Source organism: Ectobacillus sp. (assembly GCF_056992975.1).
On record NZ_JBXKMX010000265.1, the window covers coordinates 1 to 16,493 of the forward strand.

Genomic DNA, 16,493 nt, shown 5'->3' on the forward strand with positions numbered 1-16,493 from the left:
CTGGAGAGTATGACATTATTTGCGAGAATGTATGATGTACAAGATCATCCTGTAAGTGGAATGTGGCTGTTGTATGGAACGATTAGCTTGTTATGTATCTTTGTGTATCGTCTAGGCTTTGCGCGTAAATTGAATGTCTTGCAAAATATAGTTATTTATTTCATACTTGTGCTAGGCTGTTCTATTTTAACATTCTTTGCAGTATTTTTACCTGTAGGCGAAGGGTTAGTGGTAGCTATTGTTGTTCTTAGCGCATATAAAATTCGTCTTCATCAATTTAAAAAACAAGAAACAATACAAAGGAGATAATAATGAGTTCCGTTCAAGATTCTATTTATAATTGGTTAACGATTAAAGTGGTGGCAGAAGCACGACCTGATGACCAGGCAGCTATGGAGACGTATGAATTGTTTGCAGACATGCTGCGTGATGAACATGGGATTACCGATGTAGTAGTCGAAAAACGTGAAGATATGTATTTTGTAACATATACTAAGGATAACGAAACAAAATCGACTCGTTTTCCACTGGAACTTATTGATTGCTTTTTAGATCAAATGATTCGTGAACCTGAGAAGTTTCCTAATTACTGAACCCTTACCTAAAAAGATAAGGGCTTTTTTATAGGAGTAAGCAATTACCATTCCTCTTCTACGGCTTTATCCCGGTACAAACGGAACTTACCAGTAGCAATACGATTATTGGTTCGTTCTGAAATTCGCTTATAGCAGCTCGGACACATGTATGTATGAATCGGACGGTTTCGCAAACGTTTCGCCTCTAACGTATCATCATTTAGCTGATGTATCTCGTCACATAGTACGCATTTCACTTTCATCATGTCACCTCAAAATTATATGATAAGACGTTTACAAATGTAGGAGCAAACGTCAATGGAGCGGTGTGTGAAAAACTCTGAATAAAGTATAACATGATTTCCACTGGGAAAATAAATAAATGTATTTATTAGATATTCAATGTCTGGTTGTTGTAAAATAATAGCTGGAGGTGTTAAACATGGCAAATGTAGTCGAATCAACATTAAGTGATAGCTTATTGGAAGCTCTTAGACAGGAACGTATTGTTACCATCGCAACAATCGATTTTGAGAAAGGGATTCCAAACGTAAGTGCAATTTCTTGGGTTTACAGTATGGATCCTACTACTATTCGTTTCGCTGTTGACAAACGATCACGCATTGCAGAAAATATCCGTCATCATTCATCCGTTGTGTTAAATGTTATGGCATCTGAATCTGTGTTCTCGATTAACGGGACGGCAACTATTGTTGCAGACCAAATGGAAGGCGTTCCATTAAAACTAGCTCTTATTGAAGTTTCTATTGAAGAAGTTAGAGATGTTATGTTTTACGGTTCAAAGCTTTCTGTGGAGCCTAAGTATGAAAAAACGTATGATTTGCGTGCTGCAGAAAAATTAGATAGCCAAGTATTAACGGCAATAAAAGAATTTTAGAGTACATATTTATAACGAATAAGTTTTAGGGCTACCTCGAATAAAAAGTCTCCGTTTGGAGTGAGGTGGCTTTATTTTTATTCGTAAAGTAAGTTTCCTTACAAATTCATTCTATCTCACGTAAGCCGAACATATTATCTATAACAGCGGTTCGTCCTTAGCGGATGAAACCCTTGTTCACTAAGGTGGAGTAGGGGGTAACAGATTGAGTAAAATCTATGTTCTCGATACAAATGTCCTATTGCAGGATCCATTATCTATTTATTCTTTTCAAGATAATGAAGTGGTAATACCTGCTGTTGTGTTAGAGGAAGTGGACTCAAAGAAACGTTACATGGATGAAGTTGGTCGAAACGCTCGCTATGTTTCGAAGCTTATTGATAAATTTCGTGAAAAAGGAAAACTGCATGAACGAATTCAGCTAGAAAATGGAGGAACTTTCCGAATTGAGCTGAATCATCGTTCTTTCGTGCAATTACAAGAAATATTTGTGGAAAAAACGAATGACAATAGAATTTTAGCAGTGGCGAAAAATTTATCGTTAGAAGAGCAGGCGAAGCAAAATGGGAAACCTGTTATTTTAGTAAGCAAGGATGTATTAGTTCGAGTGAAAGCGGACGCACTCGGACTGCAGGCAGAAGACTATTTGAGTGATCGTGTGATAGAAGTAGACAATATATATACAGGACTTATTGAACAGTACATACCAAAAGCAGTGTTGAATGTATTTTATGAAACGGGACAATTAATGACATCTGTCATCTCGGAGCAACTATTCTATCCCAATCAATTTGTCCTTATGAAGGACGATCTGGGTGGGTCTGGTTCTGCTGTAGGTGTGGTAGATGCAACAGGAAAGAAAATAAAAAAACTTGTTTTTCAAAATGAACAAATATGGGGTGTTCGCTCTCGAAACGTCCAACAAACGATGGGGATGGAGTTGTTACTCCGTGAAGATATTCCACTCGTAACGCTCATTGGAAAAGCAGGGACAGGAAAAACATTATTGGCCTTGGCTGCAGGATTAATGCAAACGGAAGATTTGGGACTGTATAAGAAACTACTTGTGGCTCGCCCCATCGTTCCAGTTGGGAAGGACATTGGCTATTTGCCAGGCGAAAAGGAAGAGAAGCTTCGTCCGTGGATGCAGCCTATTTTTGATAATCTTGAATATTTGTTTAATACAAAAAAACCAGGAGAGCTAGATGCGATCTTGGCAGGAATGGGTTCAATTGAAGTAGAAGCATTAACGTATATTCGGGGTCGTAGTATTCCAGAACAATTTATTATTATCGACGAAGCGCAAAATTTAACAAAGCACGAAGTAAAAACAATATTAACTCGTGTAGGGGAAAAAAGTAAAATTGTATTAATGGGCGACCCGCAGCAAATTGATCATCCGTATTTGGATGAATATAACAACGGATTAACGTATGTGGTAGAGAAATTTAAAGAACAGAGAATTAGTGGTCATGTTAAATTTGTAAAAGGAGAACGATCTAATCTAGCACAGTTAGCTGCGGATTTACTCTAGGTTTTCGTAAAGATGTGCAGCCTAATTTGTTTCGTTATATGATAAAAGGAAAGCCATTTGTGGCTTTCCTTTTTAGTGCTACTTATATAACTGTGAACTCTTTTATTTTTGTAATAGGATGTTCTACATTGCTTCCGTCACCGTAATAGAAATGGGCAGGACCGTCTTCCTTTAAAGGCTTTCCATCCTTTGAGAAACCCAAGATTGCTGCCTTGGCTTGCTCAATTGTAAGAGTTATTGTTTCTTTATCGGTTTTAAGTAAAACAGCGGTTGCATCAGTATGCAGAACTGCATTCGTTAAAAATGGTCGAAGAGGTATTCCGAATGTTCCTGTAATAATCTTTTGTTTTTCAAACTGAGAAATACTTTTATTTACCGGAGGATAAATAGCCCCTTCTGTAATTTCACGATCCCAGTGAGCGGATGCCGCCTTTTTATAGTCTTCTAACTCATCCTTTTCTTGTTTCTCTTCTTGGAAATATGTATTCAAGTCCACTTTTCGGTCATCAAAAATCCAAACACTAGGATCGAGTGTAATCATGTAATCTACTTTTCCGTTTATAAATAAAATATCGTCCATTTTGAGTCCCCTCCATTTGTTTTATATACCCACACTTCAGTATAATGAAGAAGAAGAGCGTTGTCACTCGAACTGATTGTTTAAAATATTTTTATTGCAATTTACAAAGACTGTCTTTAATATTAAAAGATAGGATGGATAGTTGGACGGAAACGGAGGGAATCGATTTGACGTCTGAGATAGTGATGGATCATCAGGAAAAGGCTCTTGCCCTTCTTAAAGCTGATGCAAGTAAGATTTTAAAATTAATTAAAGTTCAAATGGATCATTTAACTATGCCACAATGCCCATTGTATGAAGAAGTGCTGGACACGCAAATGTTTGGTTTGTCTCGTGAAGTTGATTTTGCTGTTCGACTCGGATTAATTGAAGAACCAAATGGCAAGGAGATTCTCGATGAACTAGAACGTGAATTATCTGCCTTGCATGATGCGTACACGAAAAAACAATAACGGGTTCAAATAGAGGGCTCAAACTTCTTACGGTTTGAGCCTTTTTATGCGTATCATTTTCTTTTCTTATCTTACCAGCAGGAAGTATTGTAAGCTAAATGGAATATAACAACAACTACATTTAAGAGGAAGAGGATTATCTATGAAAAAAGCATGGAAGTCATTGGATTATTCATTAATGCTTCCACTTATTATTCTATGTGCCATTGGAGCAATCATGGTGTATAGTGCAAGCTCAATACTAGTTATGACTCAGTATAGTAAGCAGCAATTTGCAATTAATCATTTCTTTTTCCTACAGTTACGTTCGATGGCAATTGGATTTTTTGCACTCATTGCTATGTATGTCGTGCCCATTTCTGTTTGGAAAAAAAGAGCATTTTCTTGGTTCCTAATGAGTATAACGATTGCCCTCCTGATCTTAGTACTTTGGAAGGGGGTTGTTGTTAACAATGCGCAATCCTGGATATTCGGAATGCAGCCTGCTGAATTTGCTAAATTAACTGTTATATTAGTTCTAGCAAGGTTTTTTGCACGAAAATATGATACGAATCATTCCATTGTTCGTGGAGTAGGCGGAATAGGCCTATTTCTTATTCTTGTATTATTTCTGATATATAAGCAGCCAGATTTAGGAATGGTTTTACTTATTTTAAGTGTGATCTTATCTATTGCACTATGCTCAGGTATTCGTTTCTCAATACTTATTAAACGAGTTGCTATCACATCCGTTATATGGCTACCATTATTGTATTTTGTCATTACTCAAAAATTGTCTAAAGTGCAGATGGCCCGAATTGAGACAGTTTTAAATCCATTTGCTGATCCACAAAAAAACGGTTTTCAACTCATTCAATCTTTAGTTGCTATCTATTCGGGTGGCTTTTCAGGAGTAGGACTTGGAAACAGTATTCAAAAAACAGGTTATTTGCCGGAACCACATACTGATTTTATCATGGCAGTTATTTCTGAAGAACTTGGTTTTTTTGGTGTTGCAGTAATCTTGATCGCCTTAGCTACGATCGTACTCCGTGCATTCCTGTTAGCTAGAAAATGTCGAGATCCATTTTCTACACTGGTTGCCATAGGGGTAGGGAGTATGATTGGATTTCAGGTAATAGTAAATATTGGTGGGATTACTGGGCTGCTTCCCCTAACTGGGGTACCAGTACCCTTTATAAGCTACGGTGGAAGTTCCTTGCTCGTTAATATGGCAGCTGTAGGGCTTCTGCTTAATGTATCTGCAAGAATTAAGGAAGAGCAAGTAGCAGCCTCCCAAAAGCCTCAATTAAGCGTTGTGAAATGAAAAATAAGCAAACGGAATGAAGTAAACTCCGTTTGCTTATTTTTTTTTTGGTGATAATGAATAATAGCCTAATAAATAAAAGAGGACTAGTTTTAAAATAAGCTAAAGATCTCCTTTTACTTTCGTCTATTGCATCGTGCTGTTTAATTTGAATAAGGTAGGTAATATTGAAGAGAAAATTAGTAGGTTTTCAAATGAATAGTATGTTACATTTATATTAATGTGTTATACAAAATGATTGTTGCCTTTTTAGAGTGTGTGCTATACTACATTTGTGTAACAGATAATACAGAATGCTTATCATTTTCAGAAAAATGAGGTATTATTACAGGAACCCTATCATTTTCAAAAAAATGAGTAAGGATTACTAAAAATCTTTCATTTTCAGAATGACAAGGTAGTTTTAACACAAAAATATGTCCGCGCAATGGAAGTAGAGGGGGATTATGATGAACAGGCTGCAACGCATTCAAAAGGTTTTAGTGGCAAATCGCGGCGAAATTGCAATCCGTGTATTTCGTGCTTGTACAGAATTAGGATTAGGTACAGTAGCGATTTATTCAAAGGAAGATTCAGGTTCGTACCATCGCTATAAGGCAGATGAAGCGTACATAGTTGGCGAGGGTAAAAAACCGATTGATGCCTATCTCGATATTGAAGGAATCATTGAAATTGCGAAAAGCAACAATGTTGATGCAATCCATCCAGGTTATGGCTTTTTATCAGAAAATATTAATTTTGCGAAACGCTGCGAAGAAGAAGGAATTATCTTTATCGGGCCGAAAAGTGAACATTTAAATATGTTCGGGGATAAAGTAAAAGCAAGAACCGAAGCCTTGCGTGCTGGCATACCTGTTATACCAGGTAGTGATGGACCAGTTAATAGTTTTGAAGAGGTAGAATTGTTTGGAAGTAATTATGGTTATCCCATTATCATTAAAGCTGCACTTGGAGGCGGCGGAAGAGGTATGCGGATTGTACGTAGTGAGTCCGGTGTAAAGGAAGCCTATGACCGAGCAAAATCAGAGGCGCTTGCTGCTTTTGGTAGTGATGAAGTATATGTTGAAAAATTTGTAGAACTTCCGAAACATATCGAAGTGCAAATTCTTGCCGATGAGCAAGGGAATACGGTTCATTTATATGAACGAGATTGTTCTGTGCAACGTCGTCATCAGAAGGTTGTAGAAGTCGCTCCGAGCATATCGCTTGATAAAGAACTACGTAACCGTATTTGCGCAGCAGCTGTTCATCTATGCAAAAGCGTAAACTATTTAAATGCTGGTACAGTTGAATTTCTTGTGAAAGATGATCAATTTTACTTTATAGAAGTAAATCCACGTGTACAAGTTGAACATACAATTACAGAAATGATAACAGGTGTTGATATCGTTCAGTCACAACTACTAATTGCAGAGGGGTACTCCTTATTTGATGATAAAGTGGCTATTCCGAAGCAAGAGGACATTGTAACGCACGGATATGCAATTCAATCTCGTGTGACGACTGAAGATCCTCTTAATAATTTTATGCCGGATACTGGGAAAATTATGGCCTATCGTTCCAGTGGTGGATTTGGCGTTCGATTAGATACAGGTAACAGCTTTCAAGGAGCCGTTATTACACCGTATTATGATTCATTGCTCGTAAAAGTAACTACGTGGGCATTGACGTTTGAACAAGCTGCATCAAAAATGGTTCGTAATTTAAAGGAATTTCGTATTCGCGGTATCAAAACTAATATTCCGTTTTTGGAAAATGTGGTGAAACACCCTGCCTTTTTATCGGGTGAGTATGATACTTCCTTCATTGATTCAACGCCGGAACTGTTTGTTTTTCCAAAGCGGAAAGACCGTGGTACGAAAATGCTTTCTTATATAGGTTCTATTACTGTAAATGGGTTTCCAGGAATAGGGAAAATAGAAAAACCAATCTATTCTGAACCTCGTATTCCGGTTATAAAAGAAACCGATTCAATTCCATCCGGAACGAAGCAAATTCTAGATGAACGCGGTGCAGATGGTTTAGTGAACTGGGTGAAGGAGCAGAAACAAGTATTGCTCACGGATACTACGTTTCGGGATGCTCATCAATCTCTTCTTGCCACGCGTGTACGTACAAAAGATTTAAATCAGATTGCAAAACCAACGGCTCATTTACTTCCTAATTTATTTTCTGTTGAGATGTGGGGCGGTGCTACATTTGATGTGTCATATCGTTTCTTGAAGGAAGATCCATGGGAACGTTTGTTGCAATTACGAGAACGTATGCCAAATGTTTTATTTCAAATGCTCTTACGTGCTTCGAATGCTGTTGGCTATAAAAATTATCCAGACAATGTCATTCAGAAATTTGTTCAAAGCTCAGCGCAAGCGGGAATAGATGTATTTCGTATTTTTGATAGTTTAAACTGGGTAGAAGGTATGCGCGTTGCAATTGATGCAGTACGAGAAAGTGGAAAGCTTGCAGAAGCAGCAATTTGTTATACGGGGGATATTCATGACTTCTCTAGAACAAAATATGATTTAGCTTACTATCGAAACTTAGCAAAAGAACTAGAAGCAGCTGGTGCACATATACTAGCAATTAAAGATATGGCGGGTCTACTCAAACCAAATGCAGCTTATGACCTTATTTCAGCATTAAAAGATACTGTGTCGATTCCTATTCATTTGCATACACATGATACGAGTGGTAATGGCATTTATACATTAACGAAAGCAATTGAAGCGGGCGTGGATATAGTTGACGTCGCTGTAACTTCTATGGCTGGTCATACATCTCAACCTAGTGCTAGCACGTTATACTATGCTCTAGAAGGAAATGAACGTCGTGCTAATGTTGATATACATGCTTTAGAGCAGCTTTCTCATTACTGGGAAGATATTAGAAAATATTATTCGCATTTTGAAAGTGGTATGAATGCACCGCACACTGAGGTTTATATGCATGAAATGCCTGGTGGCCAATATAGTAATCTTCAGCAGCAAGCAAAAGCAGTGGGATTAGGTGACCGTTTTGATGAAGTAAAGATTATGTATCGACGTGTAAATGATATGTTTGGCGATATTGTAAAGGTAACGCCATCGTCTAAAGTAGTTGGTGACATGGCTTTATTTATGGTACAAAATGATTTAACAGAAGATGATATTTATGAACGCGGTGAGACATTGGATTTTCCGGATTCAGTTGTGGAATTATTTGAAGGCTATCTCGGACAACCGTACGGTGGTTTTCCAAAGGAATTGCAGCGTATTATATTAAAAGGGAAAAATCCGATTACAGTTCGGCCAGGAGTACTATTACCTCCAGCTGATTTTAAAGAAATTCGTGAAACACTATATCATAAATTAGATCGTCCAGTGACGATGTTTGATATGATTTCTTATGCCTTATATCCAAAGGTATTTTTAGATTATGAAAGAATCCATGAAAAGTTTGCGAATGTCTCTGTCTTGGATACACTTACCTTCATTCATGGTATGCGTCTGGGAGAAGAAATTGAAGTAGAAATTGAACGCGGAAAGACACTAATTGTTAAGTTATTATCGATTGGTGAATCACAGCCTAATGGTACTCGTGTTCTATACTTTGAATTAAATGGACAACCACGTGAAGTAATTGTGAAAGATGAGAGTGTTAAAATAACAGCGCTTAGCCGAGCAAAAGGAAATCGTGAAAATCCAAATCATATTAACGCAACTATGCCAGGAACGATTATTAAAGTTCTTGTGAAACAAGGGGATCAAGTGAAACGCGGGGATACGCTTGCTATTACAGAAGCAATGAAAATGGAAACAACCGTCCAAGCACCTTTTACTGGGTTTGTAAAAGAACTCTATGTGAAAGATGGGGATGCTATTCAAACAGGAGATTTATTGCTTGAATTGGATAAATAAAGAAGAGACGGAATAGGTACTAGGTTTAATGACAGAAGCAGCGCGGTAAGCCGCGCTGCTTCTGTCTGTTCTTATTAAGATTTACTTCTCGTTGCTAGCAAACATAAATAACATAATACAGCAAACAAACAAGCAATTACTAAATTGTGAAGTAATGTAATGACTAGCGCTCCGTTTGAATAAATAATAAGTATACCCAATAGTGCTTGTAAACTTACAAGAATGAAAGCAGTACTCCATCCAAGGTAAATAATGCGTTGTTGCTTGTATTCACGAATAGAAAGAAGTAAAGCATAAAAAATCCAAATGAAAATTAATAATGCCGCAAATCTATGTCCCATTTGTACCCATTCTTGCATTTGGGTAGGGAAAGGACTTGCATTACTGCAAAATGGGAAATTTGGGCAAGCTAATGTCGCACGCTCGTGACGGACTAAGGCACCTGTATAAACAACTATGTAGCTATATATGGTGACGAAATAAATATGAAACTTTATTTTTTTATCCAGCACAAGTGAATGGGCATCAAATTTTTTGTCTACTTCAAAAATAAGTAAAGTTAATAACACAACAGATGCAAAAGAAATTAAAGAAATCCCGAAATGGAGTGCAAGTACCATTGCTGATTGGCCCCAAACAACTGCTGCCGCACCTAATAGAGCTTGCGCAATGAGAAACAGAAACGAAAGAATAGCTAATGGTTTTGTTTCTCGAACATGTCCAATCATGGTCCAAGACAAAATGCATAGTAAAAGCACTAAAATACTTGCTGAGCCAGACACAATCCTATGACTTAGTTCTATAACGGTGTCCATTGTTAAAGGGGTAGGGATAATTTGACCATTACATAGTGGCCAAGATCGTCCACATCCAAGACCAGATCCTGTTTTTGTTACTAATGACCCTCCCACTAACACAAGTAGAAGATCCAAGCTCGTAATAACGGCTAAAATTTTTAAAAATCGTCGCACTCGTACACCTACTTTCCTTGCGTAATACAACATATCATTAAATAATAAAGCTTATTCAATAGAAAAAAATTCTTACAAAGCCTATAATATATAAAAATTTATAAAATAGCAAAGAAGAATATAAATGTAAAAAGTATATTGAAATGTACGATAAATCGACTAAAAAGGAGAATAGAAAAGAAAATTACTCTTTTTTATGCTATTCATAGTAAATACGTGATAAATTTGACCAAATGGTTTAATATTAATAGTGAATTTAAGATATAATTATAGAGGGATGGGAAATGTTGTTTTGAATGGACACAAAATGTTCAACTTTCATTCACATTTCATTCAAGAAATATGATTTAATATAATCTAGTGAGAACTAGTTATATGAAATTAGAAAACAACATAATCACTGTAATTATATTTTATAAAAAAAGAAACAGGGAAAGCGTTTACAAATATAGAAACATTATGAAGGGGGCTCATAACATGGAGCAAGTATCGAGTCAACTGCACGAGCAGTCAACAAATGCTATGCCCCAAACGACATTAAAGCAGGATTTGTTTGCTTTAATGAAGATGGGAATCGTAAATTCTAATTCTTTAACAACATTTACAGGATTTTGGTTAGCACTGCATTTTAATGGGTTAAGTTTTAGTGATAACTGGGGAAAAATGATTTTTACTATGCTAGGATCTGCTTTAATTATTGCAGGTTCTTGTACGTTGAATAATTATATTGATCGAGATATTGATCCACTTATGGAACGTACGAAAAATCGTCCGACTGTAACGGGAAAATTTAAAGGTAGCTTCGTGATTTCATTTGGATCTATTTTGTTGCTACTAGGCTTTACATCTTTATTATTGGCAACACCTATGGCAGCACTTATAGGTTTTATAGGAACATTTACGTACGTTGTTTTGTATTCACTTTGGACGAAGCGTACGTACACACTTAATACAGTGATTGGTAGTGTATCTGGAGCAGTTCCGCCATTAATTGGATGGGCGGCTGTAGATTCTAACTTAGGCTATATGGCTTGGATGCTGTTTTTACTTATGTTTATTTGGCAAATCCCTCACTTTTTAGCACTGGCTATGAAGCGAGTAGAAGAATATCGTAAGGCTGGTATTCCAATGTTACCAGTTGTACATGGTTTTGAAATGACAAAACGTCAAATTATTATATGGATTACTTGTTTGTTACCACTTCCTTTTTATATGCATGAACTAGGAACTGTATTTATGATAATTGGAACCGTTCTAAATGTCGGTTGGCTTGCACTCGGTATCTACGGGTTCCGTATGAAAGATGATATTAAGTGGTCGATTCAAATGTTTGTGTACTCATTAAATTATTTAACGATCCTATTTATTAGTATGCTAGTCGTTACCCTCTTTTAACATTTACTGTTCACACCTTGCTTAACTTTCTACTTTATTGAAGTTCAGCACCTTTCAGTAGGGAATGATAGATCCCTATTGAAAGGTGTTGAACTTAACTCATTTTTAATGAGTTAGAAAAGTAAAAATTTATTTTAAAAGGTGGGGTTGCCTGGATGAAGAAACAGTTACGGCTGCTTTCGTTCATTTCCGTTTTGACTTTACTGCTAAGTGCATGTGGTAAAGACTTTCAATCTACGTTATTACCAAAAGGTGAAGCTGCAAAAATGCAGTATGACTTATTGCTTTTATCAAGTGTAATTATGGTAGGAGTTGTTCTTGTAGTTACTACCATTTTTATTTATGTACTTATTCGTTTTCGTCGAAAAAAAGGTGCAGAACATGTTATACCTAAGCAAGTGGAAGGTAATAATAAATTAGAATTAATCTGGACCATCCTACCTATTCTCCTCCTTATTGTTTTAGCCATCCCAACCGTTACATATACGTTCAAGCTTGCTGATGTGAGACCAGCAGAATTAAAACAACCAAATGCGGATACGCTTATCATTGATGTTACAGCTAGACTCTACTGGTGGGAATTCGCATATACATCTGATAAAATCATAACCTCGCAAGATTTAGTCATTCCTACAGGAAAAAAAGTGTACTTAAATTTAAAAGGCGCTGACATCAAACACTCCTTCTGGGTTCCATCTCTCGCAGGAAAAATGGATAATAATCCCGATAATACAAATAAAATGTGGATACAAGCAGACCAAGCCGGAACCTACAATGGGTTTTGCACAGAATTTTGTGGTCCGTCCCATGCACTTATGCAATTTAAAGTGAAAGCAGTAGATGAAAGCGAATTTAAAAATTGGCTTGCAACTATGAAACAGCAAGATGGGAAGAAACAGCCACAAACAGCCTTAGCAGAGGAGGGACAACAGATTTTTCAAAAAAGCTGTGCGTCTTGTCATGCTGTGGATGCAAATGATAATAGACCTCCAGCAGCACGTTTAGCTCCTAATCTCGCAAACTTTGGAGATCGAGATATGGTAGCTGGTGTTTTGGACAATAATGCTGAAAATATTAAAGACTGGCTAAAGGACCCTGCTAAGGTAAAACCGGGAAATGCGATGGCTGGTAAATATGGAACATTGAATGACCAACAAGTAGATGCCTTAACAGCCTATTTACAGAGCTTAAAAGTGAAATGATAGGTGATATGAGCAAAGGGGGCAAAAAGGTGAGTGTAACTGCAAAGAAACCAAATGTTCTATGGGATTACATGACAACGGTAGACCATAAAAAAATTGCTGTTCTTTACTTACTTGCTGGCGGGTTTTTCTTTCTTGTTGGCGGCATGGAAGCCGCGATGATTCGTTATCAATTATTATTCCCAAACAATACATTTCTCGTTGGAGATGCCTATGATCAAATGTTGACCATGCATGGAACGACGATGATTTTTTTAGCAGCAATGCCGCTATTGTTTGCGATGATGAATGCGGTAGTTCCGCTTCAAATTGGTGCTCGTGACGTTGCCTTTCCTTTTTTAAATGCATTAGGGTTTTGGCTCTTCTTTTTTGGGGGATTATTTCTAAATGCAAGCTGGTTTTTAGGAGGGGCTCCGAATGCTGGATGGACCGCATATGCTTCCTTAGTATTATCTGCTAAAAATCATGGTGTAGATTTTTATATATTAGGTTTACAAATATCCGGAATTGGATCGCTCATTGCGGGCATTAATTTTCTCGTCACGATTATCAATATGCGAGCTCCTGGAATGACGTATATGCGTATGCCATTATTTACATGGACCACATTTGTTGCATCAGCGCTTATTTTATTTGCCTTTCCTCCTCTAACCGTAGGATTAGCCTTACTAATGCTCGATCGTCTCTTCGGTACAGCCTTCTTTATTCCTGCTCTTGGTGGCAACACAATTATATGGGAGCATTTGTTTTGGATTTTTGGTCATCCAGAAGTATATATTCTTATACTTCCTGCATTCGGTATATTTTCTGAAGTATTTGCGACTTTTTCAAAGAAACGATTGTTCGGTTATTCTACAATGGTGTTTGCGACTATTTTAATAGGATTTTTAGGATTTATGGTGTGGGTTCATCATATGTTTACAACGGGGCTTGGACCGGTTGCAAATGCAATTTTTTCTATCGCTACGATGGCTATTGCTGTTCCAACAGGAATTAAAATCTTTAATTGGCTATTTACGATGTGGGGTGGATCTCTTACCTTTACCGTTCCAATGCTGTATGCGGTTGCCTTTATTCCCTCTTTTGTTATGGGGGGAGTAACAGGGATTATGCTTGCTTCGGCTCCGGCAGATTACCAATTTCATGATACCTATTTTGTAGTTGCGCATTTTCATTATGTGATTGTAGGGGGTGTGGTATTTGGAATTTTAGCCGGGGTCCATTATTGGTGGCCACTGATGTTTGGAAAAATGCTAAGTGAGCGCCTAGGTAAAATTACGTTTTGGCTATTTTTCACAGGGTTTCATCTTACTTTTTTTATTCAACATTTTTTAGGGCTAATTGGGATGCCAAGACGTTACTTTACCTATTTACCTGGTCAAGGATTAGAAACAGGGAATTTTATTAGTACCATCGGCGCAGCTTTTATGGGAGTAGGTACACTGATTCTCGTAGTTAATATTGTACAAACAACTGTTTCTCGAAAACAAGTAACTCAGGATGTATGGAAAGATGGACGTACATTGGAATGGGCTTTACCTGTACCAACGCCGCATTATAATTTTAAACAGCTTCCATTCGTACGTGGGTTAGATGCATTATGGATTGAAAAAATGGAGGGGCGTAATGAACTTACTCCTGCAGAGCCAATTGGTGATATTCATATGCCTAACTCGTCGATTCTTCCATTTTTCATTTCATTTGGATTGTTTGTAGCTGCATTTGGGGCTCTCTATATGCAAGGAGGTAGCAACTTTCCTTATGTATTTGTAGCATTTAGCGGTTTAGCCATAACGTTTGGCAGTATGTTGCTTCGCTCGATCCGAGATGATTTTGGTTATCATATTCCGAAAAAAGAATTGGAGAAGCAGGAGGAGGGGATTGGGTGATGAACGTGGAGGGAAAATTGACAGCGCAAACCTTTCCAGCTGAGCCTGAAAAGGCAACTTTGGAAGGAAAAAATAAATTTTTAGGTTTTTGGCTATTTTTAGGAGGAGAGACGGTTTTATTTGCCGCTCTTTTCTCCACCTTTCTAGCCCTTAGACATGCAACAAACGGTGGACCGGCTTCGAAGGAGATATTTGAACTACCGCTTGTTTTTGCGGCAACGATGTTGCTTCTTACGAGCAGCCTAACAAGTGTATATGCGATTTACCATATGAGAAACTTTCAATTTGTTAGCATGCAGATCTGGTTCGTGATTACTCTTCTTCTTGGCGGTGGTTTCTTAAGTCTTGAAATATATGAATTCAATCATTATGTCCATTCTTTTTCCTTTACGATGAAGAGTAGTGCATTTGGTTCAGCCTTCTACACACTAGTCGGCACGCATGGCTTACATGTGTTAGTTGGTCTTCTTTGGATTACAACATTAGTGCTTCGAAATGCAAGGCGGGGTTTAACCTTGTATAATGCCCCGAAGTATTATATAGCTTCATTATATTGGCATTTTATTGATGTAGTTTGGGTATTTATTTTCACCGTTGTATATTTAATGGGATTGGTGGGATAAATGAACATGGTAAATGAATCAAATAAAAGTCAAACGAACACAAATGGGTATCGTAAGAAAAGAAAGAAAGAGGAGTTGAAACGTGTTAGTATAACGTTTATCCTCATGCTATTTTTAACGATTGCCTCCTTCTTTGCAATAGCCTACCCGTCCTTATTTCCTACATTATTTTCAGTTCCATTCATTCTTCTACTTGCTATCGTGCAAGTCTTATTTCAACTTTATTTTTTCATGCATATGAGTCATAGAGGACATCAGATGGCGTCTCTGTTTTTGTATTCAGGCTTGTTTGTTGGCTTACTTACTGTATTGGCTTTTGTTACAATTATTTGGATATAGTCATGCGACGGCCCATATAAAGTCTAAGTGATGGGCCGTTTTGAATAGCTTCTTTTAATAGTTGCAGATTGCTTTATCAATCATAAAACAAATGATGGTAAAGGAGAGTGAGTGAATGAAAGAAATTGCTATTTTTGGATTTCAGGCGTTATGGAGTCCACTATTTGGTATTTTTCTACTGGGTATTTTAGTATTGTATTATATTATAATGGGGCCAATGCGAAGTAGATTTGTAGAGAGCGAGCGTGTCAGTTCCGTGCAGAAGTTTTCCTTTACAATTGGAATTCTTCTATTGTACGTGGCTTTAGGCAGCCCGGTAGATGTGATTGGTCATATTCTATTTAGTGTTCACATGCTAGAAATGGCAGTTACGTTGCTAATTGTACCACCTCTTTTGCTGTTAGGTTTACCAATTTGGTTGTTACAAATAGTTGTTTCACATAAGATTCCAGCTAGTCTACTAAGACGTATGAATCCACTAGTATCTCTTTTTTTATTTAATGGCCTTTTTTCCATTTATCACGTACCGTTTCTATTTGATATGATAAAGCAAAGTCAATTGCTACATAGTCTCTCATTGTGCATATTATTTTTTACTTCTCTTATGATGTGGTGGCCAATATTAAATCCACTTCCGGCATACCAGCTACTTAGTGATTTAAAAAAAATTGCATATATGTTTGCAAATGGTATTTTATTAACCCCGGCATGCGCACTTATCATTTTTGCAAGTGGTCCCTTATATGCAACCTATGCTCTGCCGCAAGCTTGGATGCAAGCGATGGATCTATGCGTTCCATTTGAAACATTATCGACCCTCGGTATCTCTGGAC

The 16,493-nt window shown here is 37.3% G+C and carries 16 protein-coding genes; 13 read left to right on the plus strand and 3 right to left on the minus strand.

The window, feature by feature from the left end; translation table 11 throughout:
- Together AC11ZT_RS12190 and AC11ZT_RS12195 are read left to right on the plus strand one after the other, a co-directional pair.
- On the plus strand, window positions 1-309 hold a 309-nt coding region (locus AC11ZT_RS12190), incomplete at its 5' end, for a YlaH-like family protein (RefSeq protein ID WP_484059856.1).
- A gap of 2 nt (window positions 310-311) precedes the next feature.
- Window positions 312-593: a hypothetical protein gene (locus AC11ZT_RS12195; RefSeq protein ID WP_484059857.1), complete on the plus strand. Its 282-nt coding sequence runs from the start codon at window positions 312-314 to the stop codon at window positions 591-593.
- 44 nt (window positions 594-637) lie between these two features.
- On the opposite strand, the gene AC11ZT_RS12200 is transcribed toward AC11ZT_RS12195, so the two are convergent.
- Complete coding sequence (locus AC11ZT_RS12200) at window positions 638-838, minus strand: YlaI family protein (RefSeq protein ID WP_484059869.1); 201 nt, start codon at window positions 836-838, stop codon at window positions 638-640.
- 179 nt (window positions 839-1,017) lie between these two features.
- Between AC11ZT_RS12200 and AC11ZT_RS12205 the strand changes: the two genes are divergently transcribed.
- Together AC11ZT_RS12205 and AC11ZT_RS12210 are read left to right on the plus strand one after the other, a co-directional pair.
- Entirely contained in the window at window positions 1,018-1,473 is a 456-nt protein-coding gene (locus tag AC11ZT_RS12205) for a pyridoxamine 5'-phosphate oxidase family protein (RefSeq protein WP_484059858.1), read from the plus strand.
- Between the two features lie 205 nt (window positions 1,474-1,678).
- A complete protein-coding gene (locus AC11ZT_RS12210) occupies window positions 1,679-3,007 on the plus strand; it encodes a PhoH family protein (RefSeq protein ID WP_484059859.1) in 1,329 nt (442 codons plus the stop codon).
- 82 nt (window positions 3,008-3,089) lie between these two features.
- Here AC11ZT_RS12210 and AC11ZT_RS12215 read toward each other — a convergent pair whose 3' ends face one another.
- The gene (locus AC11ZT_RS12215) at window positions 3,090-3,587 is read right to left on the minus strand and encodes a peptidyl-prolyl cis-trans isomerase (RefSeq protein WP_484059860.1); all 498 of its coding nucleotides are present in this window, start codon (window positions 3,585-3,587) and stop codon (window positions 3,090-3,092) included.
- A 167-nt stretch (window positions 3,588-3,754) separates the two neighbouring features.
- Between AC11ZT_RS12215 and AC11ZT_RS12220 the strand changes: the two genes are divergently transcribed.
- The 3 genes from AC11ZT_RS12220 (at window position 3,755) to pyc (ending at window position 9,241) form a co-directional block, all read left to right on the plus strand.
- Window positions 3,755-4,039 carry an Fpa/YlaN family protein gene (locus tag AC11ZT_RS12220; RefSeq protein WP_484059861.1) on the plus strand — a complete coding sequence of 95 codons (285 nt, stop codon included), beginning with the start codon at window positions 3,755-3,757 and terminating at the stop codon, window positions 4,037-4,039.
- 142 nt (window positions 4,040-4,181) lie between these two features.
- Complete coding sequence (locus AC11ZT_RS12225) at window positions 4,182-5,345, plus strand: FtsW/RodA/SpoVE family cell cycle protein (protein ID WP_484059862.1); 1,164 nt, start codon at window positions 4,182-4,184, stop codon at window positions 5,343-5,345.
- Window positions 5,346-5,794: 449 nt separating this feature from the next.
- Complete coding sequence (gene pyc / locus AC11ZT_RS12230) at window positions 5,795-9,241, plus strand: pyruvate carboxylase (protein ID WP_484059863.1); 3,447 nt, start codon at window positions 5,795-5,797, stop codon at window positions 9,239-9,241.
- 74 nt (window positions 9,242-9,315) lie between these two features.
- Here pyc and AC11ZT_RS12235 read toward each other — a convergent pair whose 3' ends face one another.
- Window positions 9,316-10,212: a COX15/CtaA family protein gene (locus AC11ZT_RS12235; RefSeq protein ID WP_484059864.1), complete on the minus strand. Its 897-nt coding sequence runs from the start codon at window positions 10,210-10,212 to the stop codon at window positions 9,316-9,318.
- A 477-nt stretch (window positions 10,213-10,689) separates the two neighbouring features.
- On the opposite strand from AC11ZT_RS12235, the gene cyoE reads away from it, so the two are divergent.
- The 6 genes from cyoE to ctaG form a co-directional block, all read left to right on the plus strand.
- Entirely contained in the window at window positions 10,690-11,607 is a 918-nt protein-coding gene (gene cyoE, locus AC11ZT_RS12240) for a heme o synthase (protein ID WP_484059865.1), read from the plus strand.
- A gap of 155 nt (window positions 11,608-11,762) precedes the next feature.
- On the plus strand, window positions 11,763-12,809 hold the full coding sequence (gene coxB / locus AC11ZT_RS12245) for a cytochrome c oxidase subunit II (RefSeq protein WP_484059866.1): 1,047 nt from the start codon (window positions 11,763-11,765) through the stop codon (window positions 12,807-12,809).
- Window positions 12,810-12,838: 29 nt separating this feature from the next.
- Window positions 12,839-14,698, plus strand: a complete 1,860-nt coding sequence (gene ctaD / locus AC11ZT_RS12250; RefSeq protein ID WP_484059867.1) for a cytochrome c oxidase subunit I — start codon at window positions 12,839-12,841, stop codon at window positions 14,696-14,698.
- Window positions 14,698-15,321: a cytochrome c oxidase subunit 3 gene (locus AC11ZT_RS12255; RefSeq protein WP_484059870.1), complete on the plus strand. Its 624-nt coding sequence runs from the start codon at window positions 14,698-14,700 to the stop codon at window positions 15,319-15,321. Before ctaD ends, AC11ZT_RS12255 begins: the two co-directional genes overlap by 1 nt.
- A gap of 6 nt (window positions 15,322-15,327) precedes the next feature.
- Window positions 15,328-15,660, plus strand: a complete 333-nt coding sequence (gene ctaF, locus AC11ZT_RS12260; protein ID WP_484059871.1) for a cytochrome c oxidase subunit IVB — start codon at window positions 15,328-15,330, stop codon at window positions 15,658-15,660.
- Between the two features lie 115 nt (window positions 15,661-15,775).
- Window positions 15,776-16,493, plus strand: a 718-nt coding sequence (gene ctaG, locus AC11ZT_RS12265; RefSeq protein WP_484059868.1) for a cytochrome c oxidase assembly factor CtaG, incomplete at its 3' end; no start/stop codon positions are given.

What these genes read in the sequence shown, in the direction of transcription:
- AC11ZT_RS12215 (WP_484059860.1), bottom strand. Translation starts at nt 3,587, where the DNA reads ATGGACGATATTTTATTTATAAACGGAAAAGTAGATTACATGATTACA.
- coxB (WP_484059866.1), top strand. Translation starts at nt 11,763, where the DNA reads ATGAAGAAACAGTTACGGCTGCTTTCGTTCATTTCCGTTTTGACTTTA.
- AC11ZT_RS12255 (WP_484059870.1), top strand. Translation starts at nt 14,698, where the DNA reads ATGAACGTGGAGGGAAAATTGACAGCGCAAACCTTTCCAGCTGAGCCT.
- AC11ZT_RS12200 (WP_484059869.1), bottom strand. Translation starts at nt 838, where the DNA reads ATGAAAGTGAAATGCGTACTATGTGACGAGATACATCAGCTAAATGAT.
- AC11ZT_RS12225 (WP_484059862.1), top strand. Translation starts at nt 4,182, where the DNA reads ATGAAAAAAGCATGGAAGTCATTGGATTATTCATTAATGCTTCCACTT.
- AC11ZT_RS12195 (WP_484059857.1), top strand. Translation starts at nt 312, where the DNA reads ATGAGTTCCGTTCAAGATTCTATTTATAATTGGTTAACGATTAAAGTG.
- AC11ZT_RS12205 (WP_484059858.1), top strand. Translation starts at nt 1,018, where the DNA reads ATGGCAAATGTAGTCGAATCAACATTAAGTGATAGCTTATTGGAAGCT.
- pyc (WP_484059863.1), top strand. Translation starts at nt 5,795, where the DNA reads ATGAACAGGCTGCAACGCATTCAAAAGGTTTTAGTGGCAAATCGCGGC.
- cyoE (WP_484059865.1), top strand. Translation starts at nt 10,690, where the DNA reads ATGGAGCAAGTATCGAGTCAACTGCACGAGCAGTCAACAAATGCTATG.
- ctaF (WP_484059871.1), top strand. Translation starts at nt 15,328, where the DNA reads ATGGTAAATGAATCAAATAAAAGTCAAACGAACACAAATGGGTATCGT.